Annotated in this window: 19 protein-coding genes; 14 read left to right on the top strand and 5 right to left on the bottom strand. The window is 71.9% G+C overall.

Annotation, left to right across the window (positions count from 1 at the left end; genetic code table 11):
• Positions 1–47: 47 nt before the first annotated feature.
• The 9 genes from ybeY to QOZ89_RS15115 all read left to right on the top strand — a co-directional run bounded on the left by ybeY (position 48) and on the right by QOZ89_RS15115 (position 8,506).
• Positions 48–551: an rRNA maturation RNase YbeY gene (ybeY, locus tag QOZ89_RS15075; RefSeq protein WP_071047290.1), complete on the top strand. Its 504-nt coding sequence runs from the start codon at positions 48–50 to the stop codon at positions 549–551.
• Positions 552–705: 154 nt separating this feature from the next.
• The gene (locus QOZ89_RS15080; RefSeq protein WP_312624064.1) at positions 706–2,151 is read left to right on the top strand and encodes a hemolysin family protein; all 1,446 of its coding nucleotides are present in this window, start codon (positions 706–708) and stop codon (positions 2,149–2,151) included.
• A complete protein-coding gene (locus QOZ89_RS15085; protein ID WP_083418233.1) occupies positions 2,114–2,518 on the top strand; it encodes a cytidine deaminase-like protein in 405 nt (134 codons plus the stop codon). The genes QOZ89_RS15080 and QOZ89_RS15085 overlap by 38 nt, the downstream gene beginning before the upstream one ends.
• A 70-nt stretch (positions 2,519–2,588) precedes the next feature.
• Positions 2,589–3,581: a GTPase Era gene (gene era / locus QOZ89_RS15090; protein WP_241841543.1), complete on the top strand. Its 993-nt coding sequence runs from the start codon at positions 2,589–2,591 to the stop codon at positions 3,579–3,581.
• A gap of 178 nt (positions 3,582–3,759) precedes the next feature.
• On the top strand, positions 3,760–4,494 hold the full coding sequence (gene recO / locus QOZ89_RS15095) for a DNA repair protein RecO (protein ID WP_071047292.1): 735 nt from the start codon (positions 3,760–3,762) through the stop codon (positions 4,492–4,494).
• A 175-nt stretch (positions 4,495–4,669) separates the two neighbouring features.
• A complete protein-coding gene (locus QOZ89_RS15100) occupies positions 4,670–5,464 on the top strand; it encodes an isoprenyl transferase (RefSeq protein ID WP_071047293.1) in 795 nt (264 codons plus the stop codon).
• A 1-nt stretch (position 5,465) separates the two neighbouring features.
• Positions 5,466–5,939 carry an antibiotic biosynthesis monooxygenase family protein gene (locus QOZ89_RS15105; RefSeq protein ID WP_312624065.1) on the top strand — a complete coding sequence of 158 codons (474 nt, stop codon included), beginning with the start codon at positions 5,466–5,468 and terminating at the stop codon, positions 5,937–5,939.
• Positions 5,940–6,161: 222 nt separating this feature from the next.
• Positions 6,162–6,977 carry a restriction endonuclease gene (locus tag QOZ89_RS15110; protein WP_312624066.1) on the top strand — a complete coding sequence of 272 codons (816 nt, stop codon included), beginning with the start codon at positions 6,162–6,164 and terminating at the stop codon, positions 6,975–6,977.
• Between the two features lie 143 nt (positions 6,978–7,120).
• Positions 7,121–8,506 carry a glycine--tRNA ligase gene (locus QOZ89_RS15115; protein ID WP_071047295.1) on the top strand — a complete coding sequence of 462 codons (1,386 nt, stop codon included), beginning with the start codon at positions 7,121–7,123 and terminating at the stop codon, positions 8,504–8,506.
• A gap of 224 nt (positions 8,507–8,730) precedes the next feature.
• On the opposite strand, the gene QOZ89_RS15120 is transcribed toward QOZ89_RS15115, so the two are convergent.
• From QOZ89_RS15120 to QOZ89_RS15130, 3 genes are read right to left on the bottom strand one after another with little or no spacing between them, the layout of a single operon-like run.
• Positions 8,731–9,489, bottom strand: a complete 759-nt coding sequence (locus QOZ89_RS15120; protein ID WP_312624067.1) for a hypothetical protein — start codon at positions 9,487–9,489, stop codon at positions 8,731–8,733.
• The gene (locus QOZ89_RS15125) at positions 9,476–11,143 is read right to left on the bottom strand and encodes a VWA domain-containing protein (RefSeq protein ID WP_241841544.1); all 1,668 of its coding nucleotides are present in this window, start codon (positions 11,141–11,143) and stop codon (positions 9,476–9,478) included. Before QOZ89_RS15125 ends, QOZ89_RS15120 begins: the two co-directional genes overlap by 14 nt.
• Positions 11,140–12,255 carry a hypothetical protein gene (locus QOZ89_RS15130; protein WP_312624068.1) on the bottom strand — a complete coding sequence of 372 codons (1,116 nt, stop codon included), beginning with the start codon at positions 12,253–12,255 and terminating at the stop codon, positions 11,140–11,142. Before QOZ89_RS15130 ends, QOZ89_RS15125 begins: the two co-directional genes overlap by 4 nt.
• Before the next feature lie 357 nt (positions 12,256–12,612).
• Here QOZ89_RS15130 and QOZ89_RS15135 point away from each other — a divergent pair, with 357 nt between their 5' ends.
• Both QOZ89_RS15135 and QOZ89_RS15140 read left to right on the top strand, forming a co-directional pair.
• Positions 12,613–13,380 carry a YdcF family protein gene (locus QOZ89_RS15135; RefSeq protein WP_241841545.1) on the top strand — a complete coding sequence of 256 codons (768 nt, stop codon included), beginning with the start codon at positions 12,613–12,615 and terminating at the stop codon, positions 13,378–13,380.
• 575 nt (positions 13,381–13,955) lie between these two features.
• Complete coding sequence (locus QOZ89_RS15140) at positions 13,956–15,827, top strand: transketolase (protein WP_312624069.1); 1,872 nt, start codon at positions 13,956–13,958, stop codon at positions 15,825–15,827.
• Positions 15,828–16,154: 327 nt separating this feature from the next.
• On the opposite strand, the gene QOZ89_RS15145 is transcribed toward QOZ89_RS15140, so the two are convergent.
• Together QOZ89_RS15145 and QOZ89_RS15150 are read right to left on the bottom strand one after the other, a co-directional pair.
• Positions 16,155–16,691: a PH domain-containing protein gene (locus tag QOZ89_RS15145; RefSeq protein WP_071047299.1), complete on the bottom strand. Its 537-nt coding sequence runs from the start codon at positions 16,689–16,691 to the stop codon at positions 16,155–16,157.
• 313 nt (positions 16,692–17,004) lie between these two features.
• Entirely contained in the window at positions 17,005–17,160 is a 156-nt protein-coding gene (locus QOZ89_RS15150) for a hypothetical protein (protein WP_007520190.1), read from the bottom strand.
• Between the two features lie 108 nt (positions 17,161–17,268).
• On the opposite strand from QOZ89_RS15150, the gene QOZ89_RS15155 reads away from it, so the two are divergent.
• The 3 genes from QOZ89_RS15155 (at position 17,269) to QOZ89_RS15165 (ending at position 22,061) form a co-directional block, all read left to right on the top strand.
• Entirely contained in the window at positions 17,269–18,558 is a 1,290-nt protein-coding gene (locus tag QOZ89_RS15155; RefSeq protein WP_071047300.1) for a deoxyguanosinetriphosphate triphosphohydrolase, read from the top strand.
• Positions 18,559–18,916: 358 nt separating this feature from the next.
• The gene (dnaG, locus tag QOZ89_RS15160; protein ID WP_312624070.1) at positions 18,917–20,839 is read left to right on the top strand and encodes a DNA primase; all 1,923 of its coding nucleotides are present in this window, start codon (positions 18,917–18,919) and stop codon (positions 20,837–20,839) included.
• Between the two features lie 43 nt (positions 20,840–20,882).
• Positions 20,883–22,061, top strand: a complete 1,179-nt coding sequence (locus tag QOZ89_RS15165) for an RNA polymerase sigma factor (protein ID WP_312624071.1) — start codon at positions 20,883–20,885, stop codon at positions 22,059–22,061.
• Position 22,062: the final 1 nt, after the last annotated feature.

The following is a 22,062-nucleotide window of genomic DNA, read 5'->3' on the forward strand; positions in this document are numbered from 1 at the left end:
CGCGGGCGCCGGCGCCGTCGCGAACGCTGTTTAGGAGAGACACCGACATGTCCGTGTTCATCGCCAACGAGGCGGGCGAGACCGACGTCGACGAGGTCACGCTCGCCTCGCTGGCCCGGTTCGTGCTGGACGCGATGAAGGTCAACCCGCTGGCCGAGCTGTCCGTCATGCTCGTCGAGACGACGGCCATGACCGAGCTGCACGTGCGCTACATGGGCGAGGACGGCCCGACGGACGTGCTCGCCTTCCCGCAGGACGAGGCGTTCGAGTCGAGCTACGCCGACTCGGCCGACTCCGACCCGACGACGCTGCTCGGTGACGTCGTGCTCTGCCCCGAGGTGGCCCGCCGCCAGGCGGGGAGCGCCGGCCACTCGGCCCAGCGCGAGCTGCACCTGCTGTGCGCCCACGGCATCCTGCACCTGCTCGGCTACGACCACGCGGAACCGGCGGAGGAGCGCGAGATGTTCCGCCTGCAGGAGGACCTGCTGGCCCGCTGGGACGCCGCCAGCACCGCCGGCCAGGCCGGCCAGACCGCCGGCTCCGCGGGCTGAGGCGACCCGACCGGCCGAGCGCGCGCGCCGGGCGGCCCGCGCCGTTCCCACGGTCTCCGCTCCATCCGGAAACCCACATCACGGATCCGGGTTCCGGGCATTCTGATGAACAGGACGTCCCGACGAGGGACGTCTCTATGAGAAGGGCGTCTCGATGAGCTCGGCGGACGTGCCGCTCATCCTGCTGGCGGTCGTCGCCGCGTTGGCCGCGGCCGCCCTGGGGGGTGTCGACGCCGCGCTGACCCGGGTCTCCCGGGTCACAGTCGAGGAGTTCGTCCGCCAGTCCCGGCCGGGCGCGCGCCGGCTGGCGACGGTGGTCGCGGACCCGGGCCGGTACCTCGCGCTGCTCCTGCTGCTACGGATCATCGGCGAGATGGTCGCCGCGGCCTGCGTCACGATCGTCGCCGCGCACGCCTACGGCACCGGGTTCGCCGCGGTGTTCCTCGGCGCGGCGATCGCGACGCTGATCTCCTACGTCCTCGTCGGGGTGATGTTCCGTACGCTCGGCCGTCAGCACGCCCCCACGGTCGCGCTCACCAGCGCAGGGCTCACATTCGGGCTCGCCCGGGTCTTCGGCCCGCTGCCGCGGCTGCTGATCGCGTTCGGCAACGCGGTCACCCCGGGCAAGGGCTACCGCGACGGCCCGTTCGCCTCCGAGGCCGAGCTGCGCGACCTCGTCGACCTCGCCGAGGAGAACGAGGTCATCGAGCCGGAGGAGCGCGATATGATCGCCTCCGTCTTCGAGCTCGGTGACACGCTGGTGCGCGAGGTCATGGTGCCCCGCCCGGACATGGTCTTCATCGAGTCGACCAAGACCGTCGAGCAGACCATCTCGCTGGCGCTGCGCGGCGGCTTCTCTCGCATCCCGGTGGTCGGGGAGAGCGTCGACGACGTCGTCGGCATCGCCTTCCTCAAGGACCTCGTCGGCCGCGAGCGCGGGGGCGGCGGTGACGAGCCCGTCGGGTCGGTGATGCGCTCGCCGGCTCTCGTGCCGGAGAGCAAGCCGGCCGATGACCTGCTGCGCGAGATGCAGGCGTCGCGGACCCACATGGCGATCGTGATCGACGAGTACGGCGGTACGGCGGGCCTGGTCACCATCGAGGACATCCTCGAGGAGATCGTCGGTGAGATCGTCGACGAGTACGACAGCGCGGTCCCGCGGGTGGAGTGGCTCGACGCCGACACCGCCCGGGTGACCGCCCGGCTCGAGGTGGAGGACCTCGCGGAGCTGTTCGGCGTCGCCGAGGACGACCTTCCGGGATCCGACGACGTGGAGACCGTCGGCGGGCTGCTGGCCAGCGCGCTCGGCCGGGTGCCGATCCCGGGGGCGATGGCCACGGTCGGCGGGCTGTCGCTGGTCGCGGAACGGGCCGCCGGCCGGCGCAACCAGATCGGTACCGTCGTAGTACACCGGGTGGCCGCCGACACCGACGGCGCGGACGACGGCAACGAGGCGGATGCCATCAGCCGCTCCGCGGCAAGGTCAGCCGGCTCGGCCGGTGGCCGGGAGGCCGGGACGGCAGGCGGCCGGGAGGCCGGCCGGGAGAAGGGTGACGAGCGCGATGGGCAGCGAGGCCAACCAGATCATGCTGGCCGGTGAGCCGGTGACCGGCGAACTGGCCGCCGAGGACGCCAAGCTGGTGGTGCTCGCGCGTTCGGCCCGGCTGCGGGCCTACACCCCGCGCGGCGAGCGGGCCGAGGGCGCGGCCGTGCGGGACACCGACGGGCGGACGTATGCCGCGGCCACCGTCGGGCATGCCCGCCCGGACCTCGCGACCGCCGCGCTGCGCGCGGCCGTCGTTGCCGCCGCCGCGAGCGGGGCCCGCCGGTTCGAGGCCGCCGCGGTGGTGTCGGAGGTGGGCCAGCTCGCCGCCGACGACCTGGCCGTGCTCGCCGAGTTCGGCGAAGGTACTCCGGTTTTCCTTGCCGGGCCGGACGGCGTCGCGCGTACCAGGACGACGGTCTGACGTGCCGCGCCAGTTCCCGACCGAGAGATCCCGCCCGGCCACCGGCCGGCGCCCCGGCGGCTCCCAGGCCGTGACCGAGCAACCGGCAGGCGGCGCCCAGCCGGCCGGGGAGGAGGCCGGCCCGGTGTTCCGGTCCGGCTTCGCCTGCTTCGTCGGGCGGCCGAACGCCGGTAAGTCGACGCTGACGAACGCCCTGGTCGGCACCAAGGTCGCGATCACCAGCGGTCGGCCGCAGACCACCCGCCACGCGATCCGCGGCATCGTGCACCGGCCTGACGCCCAGCTGATACTCGTCGACACCCCCGGCCTGCACCGCCCGCGCACCCTGCTCGGCCAGCGGCTCAACGACGTCGTCCGCGCCACCCTGTCCGAGGTCGACGTGGTCGGCTTCTGCGCGCCGGCCGACGAGCCGGTCGGCCGCGGCGACCGGTTCATCGCCGAGGAGCTGTCGCGGCTGCCCAAACGCACGCCCGTCATCGCCATCCTCACCAAGGCCGACAAGGTCACCGAACCGGACCGGCTCGGCGCCCGGCTGCTCGAGCTCGCCGCCCTCGGCGACTTCGCCGAGATCGTTCCGGTGAGCGCCGCCCCCGGGGCCCGGGGGCCGTCCTCCGGGGGCGGTGCGGCGACCTATCAGCTCGACGTGCTCGCCGACCTGCTGGTCGCCCGGCTGCCGGAGGGGCCGGCGCTGTACCCGGACGGCGAGCTCACCGACGAACCAGAGCAGGTGATGGTCGCCGAGCTGGTGCGCGAGGCGGCGCTGGAGGGAGTGCGCGACGAGCTGCCGCACTCGCTCGCCGTCGTCGTCGAGGAGATGCTGCCCCGCCCGGACCGGCCCGCTGACCGGCCGCTGCTCGACGTCCACGTCAACGTGTTCGTCGAGCGGTCCAGCCAGAAGGCGATCGTGATCGGCGCCGGCGGCTCACGTCTCAAGGAGGTCGGCACCAAAGCTCGCGGCCAGATCGAGGCGCTGCTGGGTACCCCGGTCTTCCTGGACCTGCATGTCAAGGTCGCCAAGGACTGGCAGCGCGACCCCAAGCAGCTGCGCCGCCTCGGTTTCTGAGGGAGCTACCGGGCCGGCGGGGCGCGGGCCGGTGCCGTGGCCGCCGGTCGTGAGTGCTCTGACCTGGCCTTGCGGGCTCCGCCCGGTCGCGCACGGAGCGTGGCAGCCCGCACCGTGCGAAGCGGGACGGGGCAGGCCGAACCGTGGGCCAGCCGCGTGGCTATGCGACCATGGATGCATGCCGGTGTACCGCGACGAGGGTGTCGTGCTGCGCACGATCCCCCTCGGCGAGGCCGACCGGATCATCACCGTGTTCACTCGGCGTAACGGTCGGGTGCGCGCGGTGGCGAAGGGGGTGCGCCGCACGTCGTCGCGGTTCGGCGCCCGGCTGGAACCGGCGATGTACGTCGACCTGCAGCTGCATCAGGGCCGCTCGTCACTGGACACCGTCACCCAGGCCGACCTGCTCGGGCCGTATGGCGCCGTCCTCGCGGGCGACTACGGCCGGCACACCGCCGCCGCGGTCATGCTGGAGACGTCCGAGCGGCTGACCAGTGAGGAGCGCGAACCGGCGCTGCGGCTGTTTCTGCTGCTCGTCGGCGGGCTGCGCACGCTGGCGTCGGGCGAGCACCCGCCGGGCCTGGTGCTGGACGCGTTCCTGCTGCGGGCGCTCGCGGTCAGCGGGTACGGGATGGCCCTGGACGACTGCGTGCACTGCGGGGAGCCGGGCCCGCATCCGTCCGTGTCGGTCGCGGCCGGCGGCATAGTCTGCCCACGGTGCCGGCCGCGTGGGGCCGCGTCGGCGTCGCTCGCCGCGGTCGGGCTGCTCGCGGACCTGCTGCACGGTGACTGGGCTGGCGCCGAGGCCACCGATGCCAGGACCAGACGGGAGTCGGCCGGGCTCGTCGCCGCCTACCTGCAGTGGCATCTTGAACGGGGACTGCGCGCGCTGCCGCATCTCGAACGAGCGTGACGGCGGTACCGGACCGTTGGCCCGCGCCTGGCCTGCGCCGACGGCGGCGCGGGCCGAGACTAGGCGGCGGGCGACGGCCTGGCACCCCGGTGGGAACGGTCAAGGACCAGGCATGAAGATGGGGGAGGCAATGCGCGTCGGAATCGGGCCGGATCAGCGGGGAGGTGGACTTCCGGTGAGCCTGCAGGATGACGGGGTCAGGCCCCTTCGGGACCCGCATCCGCACCCGTCCGGAGCGCGTCCGCCGGCCCTGCCGGAGGAGCTGGTACCCCGCCACGTGGCCATCGTCATGGACGGCAACGGCCGGTGGGCGACGCTGCGCGGGCTGCCGCGGACGAAGGGCCACGAGGCGGGCGAGGACGCGCTGTTCGACTGCGTGGAGGGCGCGATCGAGCTCGGCGTCCGGTGGATGTCGGTGTACGCGTTCTCGACGGAGAACTGGAAGCGCTCGCCGGACGAGGTGGCCTTCCTGATGCGCTTCGTCGACGGCGTGTTCGGCCGGCGCATCGACGACATGGCCGCGCTCGGGGTGCGGGTCCGCTGGGCTGGCCGGCGCCCCCGGCTGTGGAACAGCGTCATCCGCCGGCTGGAGAAGGCCGAGGAGCGGACCCGCGCCAACGACCGCCTCACGCTGGCGATGTGCATCAACTACGGCGGCCGGGCCGAGATCGCCGACGCCGCCGCGGCCATCGCCCGGGACGTGAAGGACGGCCTGCTGCGGCCGGACAAGATCGACGAACGTACCGTCGCCCGCTACCTCGACGAGCCGGACATGCCCGACGTTGACCTGCTCATCCGCACCTCCGGCGAGCAGCGCCTGTCGAACTTCCTGCTCTGGCAAGCGGCCTACGCCGAGTTCGCGTTCGTCGACACCCTCTGGCCCGACTTCGACCGCCGCGACCTGTGGGCCGCCTGCGAGGACTACGCCCGCCGCGACCGCCGCTACGGCGGCGTCGCCGCGAGTGCCTGACATGCCCGAGCCCGATTTCGAGTCCCCGTCCCAGGTCCAGTCCGGGCCCGAGGTCGGCCGGGGCGCGGTGGCCCGGCCCGGCCGTCCGGTGGCGGCGCCCGTGCTCGCGATCGTGCGGTTCCGGCTGCCGGCCGGATCCGGCGAGACGGCCATGGCCGGTGAGTTCGCGGCGGGAGCCGACCGGGCGCTGACGGCGCTGGGGCAGGCCGACGGCTACCGCGCCGGCCGGCTCGCCCGGGCGGTCGACGACCCGGACGAGTGGGTGCTGGTCACCGAGTGGGACGGCCCGGGTGCCTGGCGGCGGGCGCTGGGCCGGTTCGACGTCAAGATCGAGCTGACACCGCTGCTGGTCCACGCCGTCGACGCGCCGGGCGCGTTCGAGGTGCTGGTCGGCCAGGACAGCCCGGCCGCCGCTTCCCGGCGCTACGGCTCGGCCCTCGCGCCCGACGCCGCCACCGCCGCGCCCGGCCACTGATCACCGCGACGCTTCTCCACCCCGGCCACTGATCACCCCGGCCACTGGCCGTCCGGGCGGCTTTCCACCCCTCCCGCCCCTCGCGCTGGTCGGCAGCCTGGCCCTGGGGTCGCGCGGACGACTCCCATGGCCGGCGCCGGTTTGTAGGCTTCGCGTGCTGGTCAGCCCGATCTGACCTGTTGCGTGCGGGTGGCGGGGATAGGGCGGGATCGCGGGGGTGTCGTGGAGCTGGCGAAGGGCGCGAACGCCGCGGTGCCGAGCCCGGTGGTGCGGGTGTCACTCGCATCGAGCCTGCCGGCGCACGCCGTCGACCTGTTCGCGCTGGAGCTCACCGGCGACCGGCGCGTCCGCGACGACGGCGACCTCGTCTTCTACAACCAGCGCCGCTCGGCGGATGGCTGCCTGTGGCAGGTCGACGGCCAGCGCGTGCGGATCGAGCTCGGCGACTGGCCCCGCCAGCCCGCCGACAACGACGCCGGCCCCGCCGGCCCCGCCGGCCCCGCCGGCCGCCGGGCCAGCGGCTGGGACGGCACGCGCGCCCGGGACGGCGACGACGCCGGCGAGACCGGCGACGACGGCTCGGACGTCCGGCGAGGCTGGGCGGGTGCCAGCCGGCTGCTGCACGTCCGGCCTGTCGCCAGGGCCGCGCGGCGGGCGCCGCTGGACCTGCTGGCGATGGACCCGTACGACTTCGAGCAGCTGGTCGCGAACCTGTTCACGGCGATGGGCTACACCACCCAGCGCACCGGGCGTTCCGGCGACGGCGGCGTCGACGTGGAGGAGCGCTCCGACGACCCGCTGGCGAGCGGGCTCATCGTGATCTCGGTGAAGCGGCTGAAGCGCACCGTGGCGGCGCACTACGTGCGCGAGCTCGCCGGCACCGTCCACGACCGCGACGCGATCAAGGGGATCCTCGTGACGACGTCGGGCTTCGGTCCCTCGTCCTGGGAGTTCGCGGCGAAGAACCGCCTGGAGCTGGTCGACGGCGAGCGCCTGCGCACCTGGCTCGCCGAGTACCTCGACCTCGACGCCGTCTGAGACGGGGGCGCGGGGCGGCTCCGGGTTGGTGCCGGCGCGGTGCCGGCGCGGGCCGTCACCGGGTGGGCGTCCGAGTCCGTAGGCTGGACCCCTGTACATCGCCTCGACGACGAGACGTCAGTGTGGTTAAGGAGCAGGGTCCCGTGGCAGGCACATCCGACCTGATGGACACCATCGTCAGTCTCTGCAAGCGGCGGGGACTCGTGTTCCCGTCGAGCGAGATCTACGGCGGTCTGCGTGCGTCCTGGGACTACGGGCCCCTCGGTGTCGAGCTGAAGAACAACGTCAAGCGCGCCTGGTGGAAGGCGGTCGTGCAGGGCCGCGAGGACGTCGTCGGCCTCGACTCGTGCGTCATCCTCGCGCGCGAGGTGTGGGAGACCTCCGGTCACGTCGAGGTCTTCACCGACCCGCTGACCGAGTGCACGAACTGCCACAAGCGCTACCGCGCCGACCACCTCGAGGAGGCGTTCGAGGCCAAGCACGGCCGCAAGCCGGCCGGCCTGTCCGAGGTCGTCTGCTCGAACTGCGGCACCCGTGGCAAGTTCACCGAGCCGAAGATGTTCAACGGCCTGCTCAAGACCTTCCTCGGCCCGGTCGAGGACGCCTCCGGCCTCGCCTACCTGCGCCCCGAGACCGCGCAGGGCATCTTCATCAACTACGCCAACGTCCAGTCGACGGCGCGGCGCAAACCGCCGTTCGGCATCGGGCAGATCGGCAAGTCGTTCCGCAACGAGATCACCCCGGGCAACTTCATCTTCCGGACCCGCGAGTTCGAGCAGATGGAGATGGAGTTCTTCGTGCCGCCGGGCGAGGACGAGACCTGGCACGAGTACTGGATCACCGAGCGGACCAAGTGGTACACCGAGCACGGCATGAAGCCGGACAACATCCGCCACTTCGAGCACGCGCGGGAGAAACTCGCCCACTACGCGAAGCGCACCGTCGACATCGAGTACCGGTTCAACTTCGCCGGCCTGGAGTGGGGTGAGCTGGAGGGCATCGCGAACCGCACCGACTTCGACCTGACCTCGCACGCGAAGGCCTCCGGCGCGGAGCTGTCCTACTTCGACCAGGCCACCGGCGTCCGCTACACCCCGTACGTCATCGAGCCGGCGGCCGGCGTCGACCGGGCCACGCTCGCCTTCCTGCTGGACGCCTACGACGAGGACGAGGCGCCGAACACGAAGGGCGGCGTCGACCGGCGCATCGTGCTGCGCCTCGACCCGCGGCTGGCCCCGGTGAAGGTCGCGGTGCTGCCGCTGTCCCGCCACGCCGACCTGTCGCCGATCGCCCGGGACCTCGCCGCCCAGCTGCGCCGGCACTGGAACGTCGAGTACGACGACTCGCAGGCCATCGGACGCCGCTACCGCCGCCAGGACGAGATCGGCACGCCGTACTGCGTCACCGTCGACTTCGACACGCTGACCGACGAGGCGGTGACGGTCCGCGAGCGTGACTCGATGGCCCAGCAGCGCGTCTCCCTCGACAAGGTCGTCACCTACCTGAACGCCCAGCTCGGCCCGATCTAGGCGCCCGGCCGCGTGGCGCCTGGCCGGGCGCCGCGCGGCCAGGCGTTGTCTCCCGTGTGTGCGATCCCGCAGACATTTGGGGGACACGACTGGGACATTCGGGGGACAAGTTTGCTACCGTCGAATGCAGCGGCGTCGACCGGAAGTACCCCCCGAGCTTCCGGACGGCGCCGTTCTTCATTGCCCGGACCGGCATCGCCAGGCCCGCGGCGTCTCCAGGGCCGTCATCCCGCCGAGCCGGGCGGAAAGGGCCTCGTCTCAGCGGCGTCGGCGTCGGCGCCGGGTGCTGGTGCTGGCGCGGGCCGGTCGGGGATCTCGAGGGTGTTCGGGCCGAACCGGTCGGCCAGGAAGCGTTCGTGGGCGAGCAGGCGGCTTGCCTCGCCGTTGCTCGCGTCCTCGGTGACCTCGCGGACGGCCCGCTCCAGCAGCGCGAGCTGGTCGAGCAGCACCTGCCGCGGCGTGCGCCCGTCGGGCAGGTGGTGTGTGCCGGCGAAGGTCCGCGGCAGGCCCAGGTAGGTGTTCAGCGCGGTCGGCAGGTAGTCGTCCACGAGCCGCTCGACGAGGTCGGCCTCCTGCGAGCCCCCGCGCAGCAGCTCCGGCCGGTCGAACAGCTCGTCGAGCGCGCCGGTGACCCGCTCGGTCGCGCGGATCACCTCCGTCGGGGCCCGGCCGATGAGCGAGCTGCGGTGTGCCCGGGCCGCCGCCCGCAGCCGTTCGACATCCACCCCGTCGTCGTCCTCGCCGAGGCCGCCCAGGGCACCGGGGCCGCTCGCGGCCCGGCGGGGGAACGCCAGCGCGCCCGCCCCGTAGAGCGCCGCGACGCCGAACGGCCACCAGGGCGCGGGGACGACCCCGACGACCCCGAGCACGACGCCGCCCAGCGCGCCGACGCACCCGAGGATGTTGCGGCCGGATCCGAGCCAGCCCATGGGGCCCCGGCCGGCGGCCCGGCGGTCCCGGTCGCGGTCCCTACTGGTAGCCACGGATCTCCCGGAATACGTCGGAGAGGGACACGCCCGGCGCGGTGGCGTCGAAGACCGCGCCGCCGGTGCTGGTGGCGATGGCGGTGAGCGCCTCGCGGTCCGCCTCGCCGAAGACGACCGCGAACGTGCGCACGGCGCGGGCTGTGGACGGCCGTGCGTCGTAACGGGAGGTGAACTCGTCGGCGTCGAGACCGCTGTTGGTCTCGCCGTCGGTCATCAGCACGATCGACGTCAGCGCGTTCGGGTCGTCCTTCATCGCCTGCGCCGCCTTGTCGTACGCGGCGTCGAGGGCGCTGTAGACGGCGGTGTTGCCATTGGCCCGTAGCGCCCCGGCGAAGTCGGTGATGGCGCGCAGGTCCGGCGAGCCGGGTCTGGGGTCGGTGATGGTGAAGTCGCGGGTGCCGGTCACCTTGCTGCTGAACGTGATCATGGTGACGTGCTCCCGGCCGCGGAACCGGGCGAACCGGCCGGCGAGGCTGTCGTCCGCCCCGGTCAGCCCGACGAGCGCCTGCTGGAGCGCGGCCAGCCGGGTGCCCTCCATGGAGCCCGACACGTCCAGTACGTAGATGGCGTGCGTGGGGCGCCGGTACTCGTCGAAGTAGGCGGCGAGCAGCTGGTCGGCGACCTGCTGGGTGGCCGGGAACGGCAGCTCGATCGGCGTGCCGGTGCCGAAGCGGGCGTCCAGCGGGACGCCGGGGACGGCGGGCCGGCGGCTGGTGTCGTTCTGGATGCGGCGCTGGGCCTCGGGGGAGCGCAGCCAGGTGACGACGCGGGTGTACTCGTCGCGCCGGTTGTCGGCGAGCAGCGCCATCGGGTAGTCGGCCGTGATGACGCCGTCGTGGGGGCGGATGATCGTGATCGGGCCGGCGGCGCCGGAGCGTTGCAGGGTGAGCAGCACCGACTCGTAGTTGATCATCGCGCCGACGCTGGCGGCGGGGGCCTTGACGAAGGCGTCGGTCAGCCAGCCGGAGCTGCCGGCGGTGAGCACCTGGCCGGAGAAGAAGCTCTTGAGCGGGGCCGCCTTGATGTCGGAGGCCTGCAGCGCGTCGCCGGTGCCGGCGAACGCCGCCGCCACCCCGACGAGCGCGGAGAAACCGGAGTTGGAGGCCGCCGGGTTGGTCATGGCGTAGGTGAGCTGGCCGGAGGAGACCTTCGCGGCGATGTCACCCCAGGTGACCTGCGCGTCGCCCGTCCAGCCGAACTCCTGCGCGAGCGGCGTCCGCACGCCGAGGACTACCGGGGAGAGCATCACCGGGGTGCGGACCAGTTCCTTGGCCGCGCCGCCGGGCAGGAGGCGCAGGTAGCGGTCGGAGGAGAACCACGCGGCGTCCGCGTCCGCGGTGCCGTGGAGGATCTTGTCCGCGCCGTCGAGGGTGCCGGTGTAGCTCAGCGTGACGCTGATGCCCGTCGCCGTCTTCAGGTCGGGCAGCAGCGGTTCGAGGTCCTTCAGCTCGGAACCAGCGAGGATGCGCAACGTTCCCGGCTTGCTGGGCGGCGGGGGCGACGAGGTGCTGGTGTCCGGGCCGCCCGAGCCGCCGTCGGTACAGCCGACGAGCAGCGTGACCGCCGTGACGAGCGCTCCGAGCGCGCCAAGCGCGCCGCCCGACCGCCGCTGCCGGCCGCGCCGGGACTCCGAGGTGATTCCGCGGCTCATCCGTAGGCCTCGTCGATCTTCTTGATCATCAATTCGGAGATCTTCTGGATGGGCGGCTCGACGACATTGGCCAGTTGCGGCGGCGGCGCGACGCCGCCGTCGCCCGAGTTGCCGGCTGGCTGGGTGGCGTTGGAGGTGCGGAAGCCGTTGTGAACGGCGAGCCGCTGCAGCTCCGGGTCGGTGGCCAGCAGCTTCGCGACGGCGTCGCCCTTGTCGTTCAGGGGGACCGCGGTGTGCTTCGCGTAGATCGTCGGGCTCGGGTACACCAGCACTCGGCCGTCCTTGATCGAGCCGTCGCCCGCGATCTGGCGCGCTCGGAACTGCGACTCGTAGATCATGACCATCGGCGTCTTGGTGATCCCGATCGACAGGTAGTCGTTGAACGGCCCCTCCGTGGACGGGTCCGTGAAGCCCTGATGGGTGAACAACTTGGCAAGCTTGGGACCCAGCTTCTCCGCCGTCTCCGAGTCGCTCACGACCTGGTTGCCGTTCTCGACGTAGGAGGCAATCGCCAGGTAGACGGCCGCCGAGTTCGAGGTGCGGACGTCCGTCGACTTGATGAGCACCGACCCAGAGTTCTGGTAGTCAGGGTTGTCCTTGAGCTGCGACCAGCGTTTGTCCGCGGCGACCAGGTCGAGGTAGCCGCGCATGTCGAAGTAGGAGACGTTTCCGTCGGCCTTGATGACCCCCTCGGCGGTGAGGGGCTTCACGATCTTCGTGAAGGTCGCGATCGCGATCGGCGTGAAGAACAGCACGTACTGCGGGCGGGTGATCGCCTTGTCGTGCTTGATCTGGTCGGCCTGCGGGGAGTTCGACGGGAGCGCGATGTCGTAGTCGTCCAACGTGCGCGAGACGATCTCGCGTGAGCCCGCAGTGTCGACCCGCAGCCGGTACCCAAGCTCCTCGAGGCGCTTGGTGACGTCCGGGTCGGTGAGGTAGGCCTGCGTTTCCGAGCCGGCCAGGATGCGGACGTCGGTGAGCTTGCCGCCCTGCCCGCCGCCGTCCTTGCCGCCGGTGAGCCGGGGGATGATGGCGAGCCCCACCACCCCGAACACCAGCAGCGCGGCGAGGATCGGACCTACGACGCGGCCGCTGCCGCGACCAGTGGCCACCTGCCGGCCTCCTCTGTTGTCTGCGTGTCGGGTCCTCGCGGCGGATCGCCCCGTAGGACCGTTTCGCGGCGCATCGTGGCAAACATCGGGCCGCCGCGCATGTCACGGGGGCGACTGCCGATGGCCTTGTCATGTGATGTTCATCTTCGGTTCAGTGGATCACCCGGCTGGCGGGAGCCGTCCCGCCGGGGCCCACTTCCGGGCGCGATCACGCCTGTCCCTGGGCGTGATCCGCGGCGGACGGGGAATGCAGAGCAGCATGGACCATCCGGACGCGAGGCACAGTCGCGGGCTGAGCGGGTGTCCCACGCAAAGCGGTGTAAGTCCGGCCGATAGGGTCTGCGGCGGAGGAGTCCAGTGATCCGAACCCTTGGCCGCCGCGCGATGGGCAGGATGCCGGCCGCGAGCGCCGAGCCGCCCACGGCCCCCGTGCCGGCCACGCCAGCACCGGCGTCCACCCCGCGCCGCCGGCCGGGCCTGCTGCGCGGGCTGCGCGCGCCCTGGTGGCTGTGGCTGGCGCGTGGTGTGCTCGCTCTCCTGGCCGGGGTGATCGTTTTCGCCCTGGTCACGATCGGGCAGGTGTGGTGGGTCGGCAGCCAGGACCACCGGCCCCGTTCGGACGCCCTGGTCGTGCTCGGTGCGTCGCAGTACAACGGCCGGCCGTCGGCGGTCTTCGCGGCCCGGCTCGACCATGCCGCCGAGCTCTACCGCGCGGGCGTCGCCCCACTGGTGATCACCGTGGGCGGGCGGATCCCTGGCGACCCGTTCTCCGAGGCTGGCGTCGGCGCGTCCTACCTCGTCAAGCAGGGCGTACCAGCCTCGGCGGTACTGGCGGTGCCGGAGGGACGGGACACCCTCCAGTCGCTGGTCGCCGTCGCGGGGGAGATGAACACGCGGTCACTGCGCAGCGCGGTGGTCGTCACCGATCGGTGGCACTGCCTGCGCTCGGTGGCCATGGCCCGCGACCTGGGCCTGAAGGCGACCACCTCGCCGACCCGCACCGGTCCGGCGAACCGGGGGTGGGACACCCAGGCCCGCTACATCGTGCGGGAGGCGATCGGATACCGCTTCTACCAGCTGTTTCACCGCGCAACCCCGTCCGGCGCCAGCCACCCCGCCGTCTAGAGGGCCAAAGGGTGCGCGAAAATGATCTTCCTTCGCACACCCGGCCGGGGTTCCTGCCGGATCGCGAAGCGATCTGGGAGGTTCGGTTGTCCCCAGGATCACTAACGGCTCCTGAGCCCGCGCGTCCGCAATCCGCACGAGGTAGCGGACCTGAGTGTCCCCGTGGCCCGCGCTTTTCGTGGTGTTCACCCCAGCCGGGGAGCTTCGGTCGTGGCCAGTTTGCTGTTTGCTCCAACAAACTTCGCGTGAGGTCTGTCGTGGCCGTCTGGCGATGTGGTTCGCTGGTCAGGGCGCGGTGTCCGCTGGCGACGCGACTCTGGCCGGCCAGTGGCTGGTGGCCGGAACTGATGCCCGCGCCCGACGCGGCGTATCTGGGCGGCGGGCGGTGCGCGACTGTTCTCGTCGCGCCGCTGAAGGCTGCCGGAACTCGGGATGTGACGCACATCCCCGTGGCCTGGCGGGCATAGAGGCCACCGGCCGCGCTGGTACGGTTCGGAACGCTTAGACGCCGGGTAGTGCGACGACGGGCGGGTCGATGTGGACCTGCCGCCGGCGTCGCTATGGAGGAGGCAGGCGTGGCAAGTCCCGTGTCCGAAGCGGTGGGCGTGGCCGACCTGGAAACGGTTCGCGAACTCGCTCAACAGCTGAGGGTCGACTCGATCCGGTCCAGCACGTCGGCGGGTTCCGGGCACCCTACGTCGTCGATGTCGGCCGCAGACCTGCTGGCCGTGCTGGTCGCCCGTCACCTGCGCTACGACTGGGACAACCCGGGCGACCCGGCGAACGATCATCTGATCTTCTCGAAGGGGCACGCGTCCCCGCTGCTCTACTCCGTCTACAAGGCCGTCGGCGTCGTCACCGACGAGGAGCTGATGACCGGCTACCGCCGGTTCGGCCAGCGGCTGCAGGGCCACCCGACGCCGGTGCTGCCCTGGGTGGACGTGGCGACGGGCTCGCTCGGCCAGGGCCTGCCCGACGCGGTCGGCGTCGCGATCGCCGGCAAGTACCTCGACAAGAGCCCCTACCGGGTCTGGGTCCTCTGCGGTGACAGCGAGATGGCCGAGGGCTCGATGTGGGAGGCCTTCGACAAGGCCTCCGTCTACGAGCTGTCGAACCTGGTCGCGATCATCGACGTCAACCGGCTCGGCCAGCGCGGCCCGACCGAGCTCGGCTGGGACCTGGCGACCTACGCCCAGCGGGTGAGCGCCTTCGGTATCAAGACGATCGAGATCGACGGTCACGACATCGACGCGATCGACGCGGCGCTCACCGAGGCCGACGGATACAACGGCCCGGTGGCGATCATCGCCCGCACCATCAAGGGCGACGGGTTCAGCGAGATCGCCGACCACGAGGGCTGGCACGGCAAGCCGCTGCCGGCCGACATGGCCGAGCGCGCCATCGCCGAGCTCGGTGGCGAGCGCAACCTGCGCGTGCGCGGCCCGGTGCCCGGGCAGTCGCTGCCGCGGCCGGCGGCGCGGGCCGACGTGCGGGTCACGCTGCCGACATGGGAGATCGGCACCAAGGTGGCCACCCGAAAGGCCTATGGCGAGGCGCTGGCGGCCGTCGGCGCGCGCGGCGACGTCGTCGCCCTGGACGCCGAGGTGAGCAACTCGACGCACGCCGAGGACTTCAAGAAGGCCCACCCCGAGCGGTTCTTCGAGATGTTCATCGCCGAGCAGCAGATGGTCGCCGCCGCGGTGGGCCTCCAGGTGCGCGGCTACGTGCCGTTCGCGTCCACCTTCGCGGCGTTCTTCTCGCGCGCGTACGACTTCATCCGGATGGCCGCGGTCTCGCATGCCGACATCCGGCTCTCCGGCTCGCACGCCGGTGTGGAGATCGGCGCCGACGGGCCGTCGCAGATGGCGCTGGAGGACCTGGCGATGATGCGGGCGATCGGCGGGTCGACCGTGCTCTACCCGAGCGACGCGACCAGCACGGCCAAGCTCGTCGCCGCGATGGCGGACCTCGACGGCGTCAGCTATATGCGCACCACCCGAGGCGCCTACCCGGTGCTCTATGGGCCGGACGAGCCGTTCGCGCCCGGCGGCTCCAAGGTGCTGCGCAGCTCGGACGCCGACGTGGTCACGCTCATCGGCGCGGGCGTCACCCTGTACCAGGCACTCGCCGCCGCGGACGCGCTCGCCGCGGACGGCATCGCCGCCCGGGTGATCGACCTGTACTCGATCAAGCCGGTCGACAAGGCGACGCTGGTGGAGGCGGCGAACGCGACCGCCGGACGGATCGTCGTCGCCGAGGACCACTGGCCGCAGGGCGGGATCGGCGGCGCGGTGCTCGAGGCACTCGGCGACGGGAGCGCCCCGCTGCGGCTGAGCCACCTGGCCGTGCGCGAGCTGCCCGGCTCCGGCACCTCGGAGGAGCTGCTCGACTTCGCCGGCATCTCCGCCAAGCACATCGCGGAGGCCGCCCGAGCCCTGCTGGCCTAGCAAACGCCCCCTGTGATTCGGCCCCCGTCACGAGCTCTCGCGGCGGGGGCCGAAATCGTCTTGGCGAGCAATGTCCGTAACCCAGACACAGAAGGCGACCGCGCATCAGCGCAGTGCCAACCCAACCACGTCGTCAGGCCGGCGCCAGTCCAGCCACCGTCATATGCCGGGGCCCGGAACCACATGGCGAGCAGGGTTCCTGCCGGATCGCGAAGCCGGGGTCCCTGCCGGATCGCGAAGCGATCTGGGAGGTCTGCTGGGAGGTTAGGCTCAGCGCCCGAGGGCGCCGCCCGGTGCCGGGCGCGGAGCGTCCGGCACGGGAGCGCCTTAGTCGTCCTCGGCGGGCTTTGGGCCGCCGCCGAAGGTCATGTCGAGCAGGGTGATGTAGAGCTGGTCCGGCTTGGGGATGTAGGGCAGCCTGTTCAGTGCCTGGTCCTGGCCGGCGGACTCGACCTTGAACTCCCCGTAGCCGAGCACGCGGCCCAGCGGGTCCCGGGTGTAGGTCATATCGGTGATCTTGCTGAGCGGCATCGTCTGGGCCTTGCGCACGAAGACCCCGGACACCTTCAGCAGCCGCTTGTCCGTGATCATCAGGTGGTCCATGTGCCAGTCCGTGATCCGCCAGAGGGCGCGCAGGATCATGAACAGCGCGAAGTACCACAGCAGCGTGGTGATGAACGTGCCGCCGCCGCGGACCGCCAGGAAGATGTTGACCGCGAGCGCGAGCGCGATGGCGCCGGCGGTCTCGGCGCAGACGCGCAGCAGGATGGCCCAGTGCAGCCGGACCATCGAAACGAGCCGCTCCTGGGAGGCCAGGTACTTCAGGTCGCGGTTTGCGGGGTCAGGAAGGCGGAGTCTCACCACAGCGGCAGTGTCCCAGACAGATCAGGATGTAGGAGCGGGATTGCGGCGCGATCCCGGTGGCGAAGCCACGGCGTCGCCCTGGTGACGTCCCCGGCCGGCCCGGCCGGGCCGCGAGCCTTCGCTCGCACCCACGGTCCCTGCCGAGCGGGGCAGGCCGGTGGTGCCTGACGCGCGGCGCCAGCCGCCGCGCGCCTCAGCTGACGTCATCGATCAGTCTGGCCAGACCGCCAGCCTGCGCCCACACCCCACCCCCGCCGTCCATACCCGGCCCGACTGGCTCGACAGGCGGGGGAGTACCGGCGCCTGGCGCTGGTCACAGGGCGGTCTGGGTGACGAAGTCGGACACACCGTTGCCGATGGATTGAAGCCCGTCGATGCCCTTGGAGATGATGCTCGCCGCACTGTCCGGCTGGGTCACCACGAAGAACAGCACGAAGGCAATGATCAAATACTTGACGATGTTGTTCACGGCGGGCCTCCGGGCCGAGTGCTAGGGGGTGCGGCACAAAGTATGGTCGCTGCGTCGACCCCAGGTAGCGGGTTCCTCTCGAAATGCTCAGCCGGCGAGGTTGGATCCATGGTGACCTGGTATGACGACGCGGACGTACAACGTCGACTGGACGAGCGCCCGAAGGCTACACCGGACGATCGGGGTGCCTTCGCCCGGGATCGTGCCCGTGTACTGCATTCGAGTGCTTTGCGGCGACTTGCCGCAAAAACGCAGGTCATGGGGCCTCTGGACGATGACTTCCCCCGCACCCGGCTCACGCACTCTCTGGAAACGGCGCAGATTGGCCGGGAACTAGCTGCGACAATCGGGGCGGACCCCGATCTGGTCGACGCCGCCTGCCTTGCGCATGACCTTGGTCACCCTCCCTTCGGTCACAACGGCGAGCGGGCGCTCAACGTCGCCGCGGCGGCCTGCGGCGGGTTCGAGGGCAACGCACAGAGTTTCCGCGAGCTGACGAGGCTCGAGGCGAAGACCGTCGACGAGACCGGAGCACCTGGCGGGCTGAACCTGACCAGGGCCACCCTCGACGCGACGCTGAAGTACCCCTGGCCGCGGCCTGAGAGCGCCACCGGCGTGGTGGGCTCCGGCTGCGACCAGCCGGACCTGGCCGCGCGCAAGTACGGCGTCTACGACGACGACCTGGCGGCGTTCCACTGGACCCGCGCTGGCGCCCCCGAGAGCCGGCGCAGCCTGGAAGCGCAGATCATGGACTGGGCCGACGATGTCGCCTACTCCGTGCACGACCTCGAGGACGGCGTCGTCGGCGGCCTGGTGGACCTCTCGGCGATCCTCGCGCCGGCCGGGCGGGCCGAGCTCGCCGACTACACGGCCGGCCTCTACGGCGCCGACACGGCGGCGATCGCCGAGGCGCTGGCGCGGCTGGCCGCTCAGCCCTGGTGGGGCGCGCCCAGTCCCACGTCCGCCGCCGGCCTCGCCGCGCTGCGCACGATGACAAGCGAGCTGGTGGCCCGCTTCGCCGCCGCCGCCCACACCGCGACCAGGGAGCGTTTCGGCGGCGGGCCGCTGCGCCGCTACCAGGCGGATCTGGTCGTCCCCGCGGACATCCGCGCCGAGTGCCTGGCGCTGAAGGGAGTGGCCTGGTACTTCGTCATCGGCCTGCGCTCCGGGGACGCGCGGCGCGCGCGCCAGCGCGAGGTGATCGCCGAGCTCGTCGAGCTCGTCGCCGCGGGTGCGCCCGGCACCCTGGAGCCACTCCTGCGCCCGGGCTGGGGGGCGGCCCCCGACGACCCGTCGCGGTTGCGTATCGTAATCGACCAGGTGGCCCGCTTCACCGACGCGAGCGCCGGCCGGCTGCACGCCCAGCTGCTCGGCCGTCCGCTCCCCCGCGTGCTGTGAGGCCTGGATGCCTCTCCCGTCCGAGGAGACGTTCAGCGCCCGGCGGGTGGCTGTCGTGAAGGTGACGGAGCGCCCCTCACGACAGCCACCGTTCTGGCATGATCGGTACCGTCGCGTTCGCGACAAGTACCATCGGCGCGTAGGGGTTGTGTGGGCGGCACTTGTGTGGGCGGCGACCATGTGCGCCGTTGTGCTGTGCCCGGGTGGTGGTTGATGTGCTGGGCGAGCGCGTCAGGTTCTCATGCCTGGCGGGCGCCCGTCTCGCCTCCTCGGCGTCGGCACGCGGCGGGTCCTCGCCGTCGACCGAGCCCGCTCGTCGACTGACCTGGCACGGGCCGGACGCACAGGGGAGGGACCGTTGACCGGACGCATCCCCGATGAGGCCATCGCCCTCGTCCGCGAGCGGGCCCGGATCGAGGACGTCATCGGCGAGCACGTCCAGCTGCGCCCGGCCGGCAGCGGCAACCTGCGCGGGCTGTGCCCGTTCCACGAGGAGAAGACGCCCTCGTTCAACGTCAAGCCGTCGACCGGGGTCTACTACTGCTTCGGCTGCCAGCAGGGCGGCGACGTCATCGGCTTCGTCCGCGCGATCGACGGGCTGACCTTCCCGGAGGCCGTCGAGCGGCTCGCCCGCAAGGCCGGCGTCACCATCACCTACGAGGGCGGCGGCACCACCAGCCGCTCGGTCGTCAGCCAGCGCCATCGCCTCCTGGAAGCCCACCGCGTCGCCGCCCAGTTCTACGCCGAGCAGCTGTCCACCGCCGCGTCGGCCCGCGCGGGCTGGGACTTCCTCGCCGCCCGCGGCTTCGACGCCGACGTCGCGGCCCACTTCGGTGTCGGCTACGCCCCGCAGGGGTGGAAGGAGCTGACCCGCCACCTGCTCGCCCGCCGGTTCACCCCGGAGGAGCTGGAGCTCGGCGGGCTGGCCAAGCGGGGTGCCCGCGGCGAGCTGGTCGACCGGTTCCGCCACCGGCTCGTCTGGCCGATCCGCGACCTGTCCGGCGAGGTCGTCGGCTTCGGCGGGCGCAGGCTCGCGGACGACGACGAGAAGGCCGGGCCCAAGTACCTCAACAGCCCCGAGACGCCGCTGTTCAAGAAGGCGCACCTGCTCTACGGCGCCGACCTCGCCCGCCGGGAGATCGCCCGCCGCTACCAGGTCGTCGTCGTCGAGGGCTACACCGACGTGATGGCCTGCCATCTCGCCGGCGTCGCCACGGCCGTCGCGACCTGCGGCACGGCGTTCGGGTCGGACCACGTCGGCACCGTCCGCCGGCTGCTGATGGACTCCGACGCCCAGCGCGGTGAGGTGATCTTCGCCTTCGACGGCGACGCGGCCGGCCAGAAGGCGGCGATGCGCGCCTTCGAGCACGAGGAGCGCTTCGTCGCCCAGACCTACGTCGCCGTCGAGCCGTCCGGGCTCGACCCGTGCGACCTGCGGCTGGCCCGCGGCGACGCGGCGGTGCGCGAGCTCGTCGCGAGCCGGGTGCCACTGGTCGAGTTCGCGCTGCGGCAGGTGCTCGGCCGCCACGACCTCGACAGCATCGAGGGCCGGGTCGCGGCGCTCGACGCCGCCGCCCCGATCGTCAACCGGATCAAGGACTGGTCGCTGCGGCAGCGCTACGCCATCCAGCTCGACCGGTGGACGGGCTTCAACGACGAGGAGTTCGTGCTGCGCCGCGTCACCGAGCATCCGTCGGCGCCGATGCTCGACGGCCCGCCCGTCCGGCGCGGGGGCAAGGGCGCCGGCTCGCCTGCGGCCCAGCGGGGCGCCCGCGGCGGCGCGGCCGGCGGCCCGGACACCCCTGTGGTGATCGTCGAGCGGGAGACGCTCAAGATCGCCCTGCAGTGCCCCGGGCTCGCCGGGCCGATGTTCGACGAGCTCGACGCCGAGGTGTTCACCGTGCCCGAGCACCGCGCGGTGCTCGGGGCGATCGCCGCCGCCGGCGGCGTGTCCGCCGGGCTCGCCGCCGCCGGTGACGTGGCGAGCTGGGTGGGCATGGTCGTCGCCGCGACTCCGCACGACTCCGTCGCGCGGCTGGTCACGGCGCTGGCGGTCGAGCCGATGCTGGTCGACCACGAGGTCGACGACGGCTACGTCGCCGCTCAGCTCGCGCGGGTGCAGGAAGTCGCCGTCGACCGCCGGATCAACGAGGTGAAGTCGCGGGTCCAGCGGCTGAACCCGGTGACCGACCCCGAGGCGTTCAACCAGGCATTCGGCGAGCTCATAGCGCTCGAACAGTACAAGAAGGAGCTCCGGGGACGAGGCAGCGGTGCCACGTGACCTGGGTCGATCCCGCCGAGAAGGAAGTGACGAGATTCCGCCCATGCGCACCCAGACCGTCCTGCCGCGTGTAGCCCAGGTCGACGAGGTCAAGGACCTCGTCGCCCGGGGCAAGGAGATCGGCTTTCTCACCACCGACGACGTCACGGTGGCGATCCAGGCCGCCGAGCTGCCGCAGGAGCAGACCGAGCAGGTGATGACGCTCCTGAACGACGAGGGAATCGAGATCCTCGACCCTCGCTCTGACTCCGGCGAGGCCGCTGACACGCTCGCTCGCCGCCGCCGCGAGGAGGCGGACCTCGCCGCGAAGGCGCCCACGTCCGACCCGGTGCGGATGTACCTCAAGGAGATCGGCAAGGTCCCGCTGCTGACCGCCGCGGAGGAGGTCGACCTCGCCAAGCGGATCGAGGCCGGCCTGTTCGCGACCGAGAAGCTCGGCGAGGCGCGGCGGGTGACCGTCGCGCTGCGCGTCGACCTGGAGGCAGTCGCCCGCGACGGCGATGTCGCCAAGCGCAAGCTCGTCGAGGCGAACCTGCGGCTGGTGGTCTCGATCGCCAAGCGGTACGTCGGCCGGGGGATGCTGTTCCTGGACCTGATCCAGGAGGGGAACCTGGGTCTGATCCGGGCGGTCGAGAAGTTCGACTACACCAAGGGCTACAAGTTCTCGACGTATGCGACGTGGTGGATCCGGCAGGCGATCACGCGGGCGATCGCGGATCAGGCGCGGACGATCCGGATCCCGGTCCACATGGTCGAGACGATCAACAAGCTGATCCGGATCCAGCGGCAGCTCCTGCAGGACCTGGGCCGTGAGCCCACCCCGGAGGAGATCGCCAAGGAGATGGACCTGACCCCGGACAAGGTCCGGGAGATCCAGAAGGTCGCCCAGGAGCCCATCTCGCTGGAGACGCCGATCGGTGAGGAGGAGGACTCCCACCTCGGGGACTTCATCGAGGACTCCGACGCCGTGGTGCCGGTGGACGCGGCGAGTTTCCTGTTGTTGCAGGAGCAGCTGGACTCGGTGTTGCACACGTTGTCGGATCGGGAGAAGAAGGTCATCCAGCTGCGGTTCGGGTTGACGGATGGGCATCCTCGGACGTTGGAGGAGGTCGGTCGGGAGTTCGGGGTGACGCGGGAGCGGATCCGGCAGATCGAGTCGAAGACTCTCTCGAAGCTGCGTCACCCGTCGCGCTCCCAGAAGCTGCGCGACTACCTCGAATAGG

The organism is Pseudofrankia coriaricola (assembly GCF_032027725.1).
Classification (GTDB): Bacteria; Actinomycetota; Actinomycetes; order Frankiales; family Frankiaceae; genus Pseudofrankia.

Excerpts from the sequence above, each read along its gene's own strand:
- ybeY (WP_071047290.1), top strand. The coding sequence starts at position 48 with ATGTCCGTGTTCATCGCCAACGAGGCGGGCGAGACCGACGTCGACGAG.
- QOZ89_RS15080 (WP_312624064.1), top strand. The coding sequence starts at position 706 with ATGAGCTCGGCGGACGTGCCGCTCATCCTGCTGGCGGTCGTCGCCGCG.
- QOZ89_RS15085 (WP_083418233.1), top strand. The coding sequence starts at position 2,114 with ATGGGCAGCGAGGCCAACCAGATCATGCTGGCCGGTGAGCCGGTGACC.
- recO (WP_071047292.1), top strand. The coding sequence starts at position 3,760 with ATGCCGGTGTACCGCGACGAGGGTGTCGTGCTGCGCACGATCCCCCTC.
- QOZ89_RS15105 (WP_312624065.1), top strand. The coding sequence starts at position 5,466 with ATGCCCGAGCCCGATTTCGAGTCCCCGTCCCAGGTCCAGTCCGGGCCC.
- QOZ89_RS15125 (WP_241841544.1), bottom strand. The coding sequence starts at position 11,143 with ATGAGCCGCGGAATCACCTCGGAGTCCCGGCGCGGCCGGCAGCGGCGG.
- QOZ89_RS15155 (WP_071047300.1), top strand. The coding sequence starts at position 17,269 with ATGGTGACCTGGTATGACGACGCGGACGTACAACGTCGACTGGACGAG.
- QOZ89_RS15165 (WP_312624071.1), top strand. The coding sequence starts at position 20,883 with ATGCGCACCCAGACCGTCCTGCCGCGTGTAGCCCAGGTCGACGAGGTC.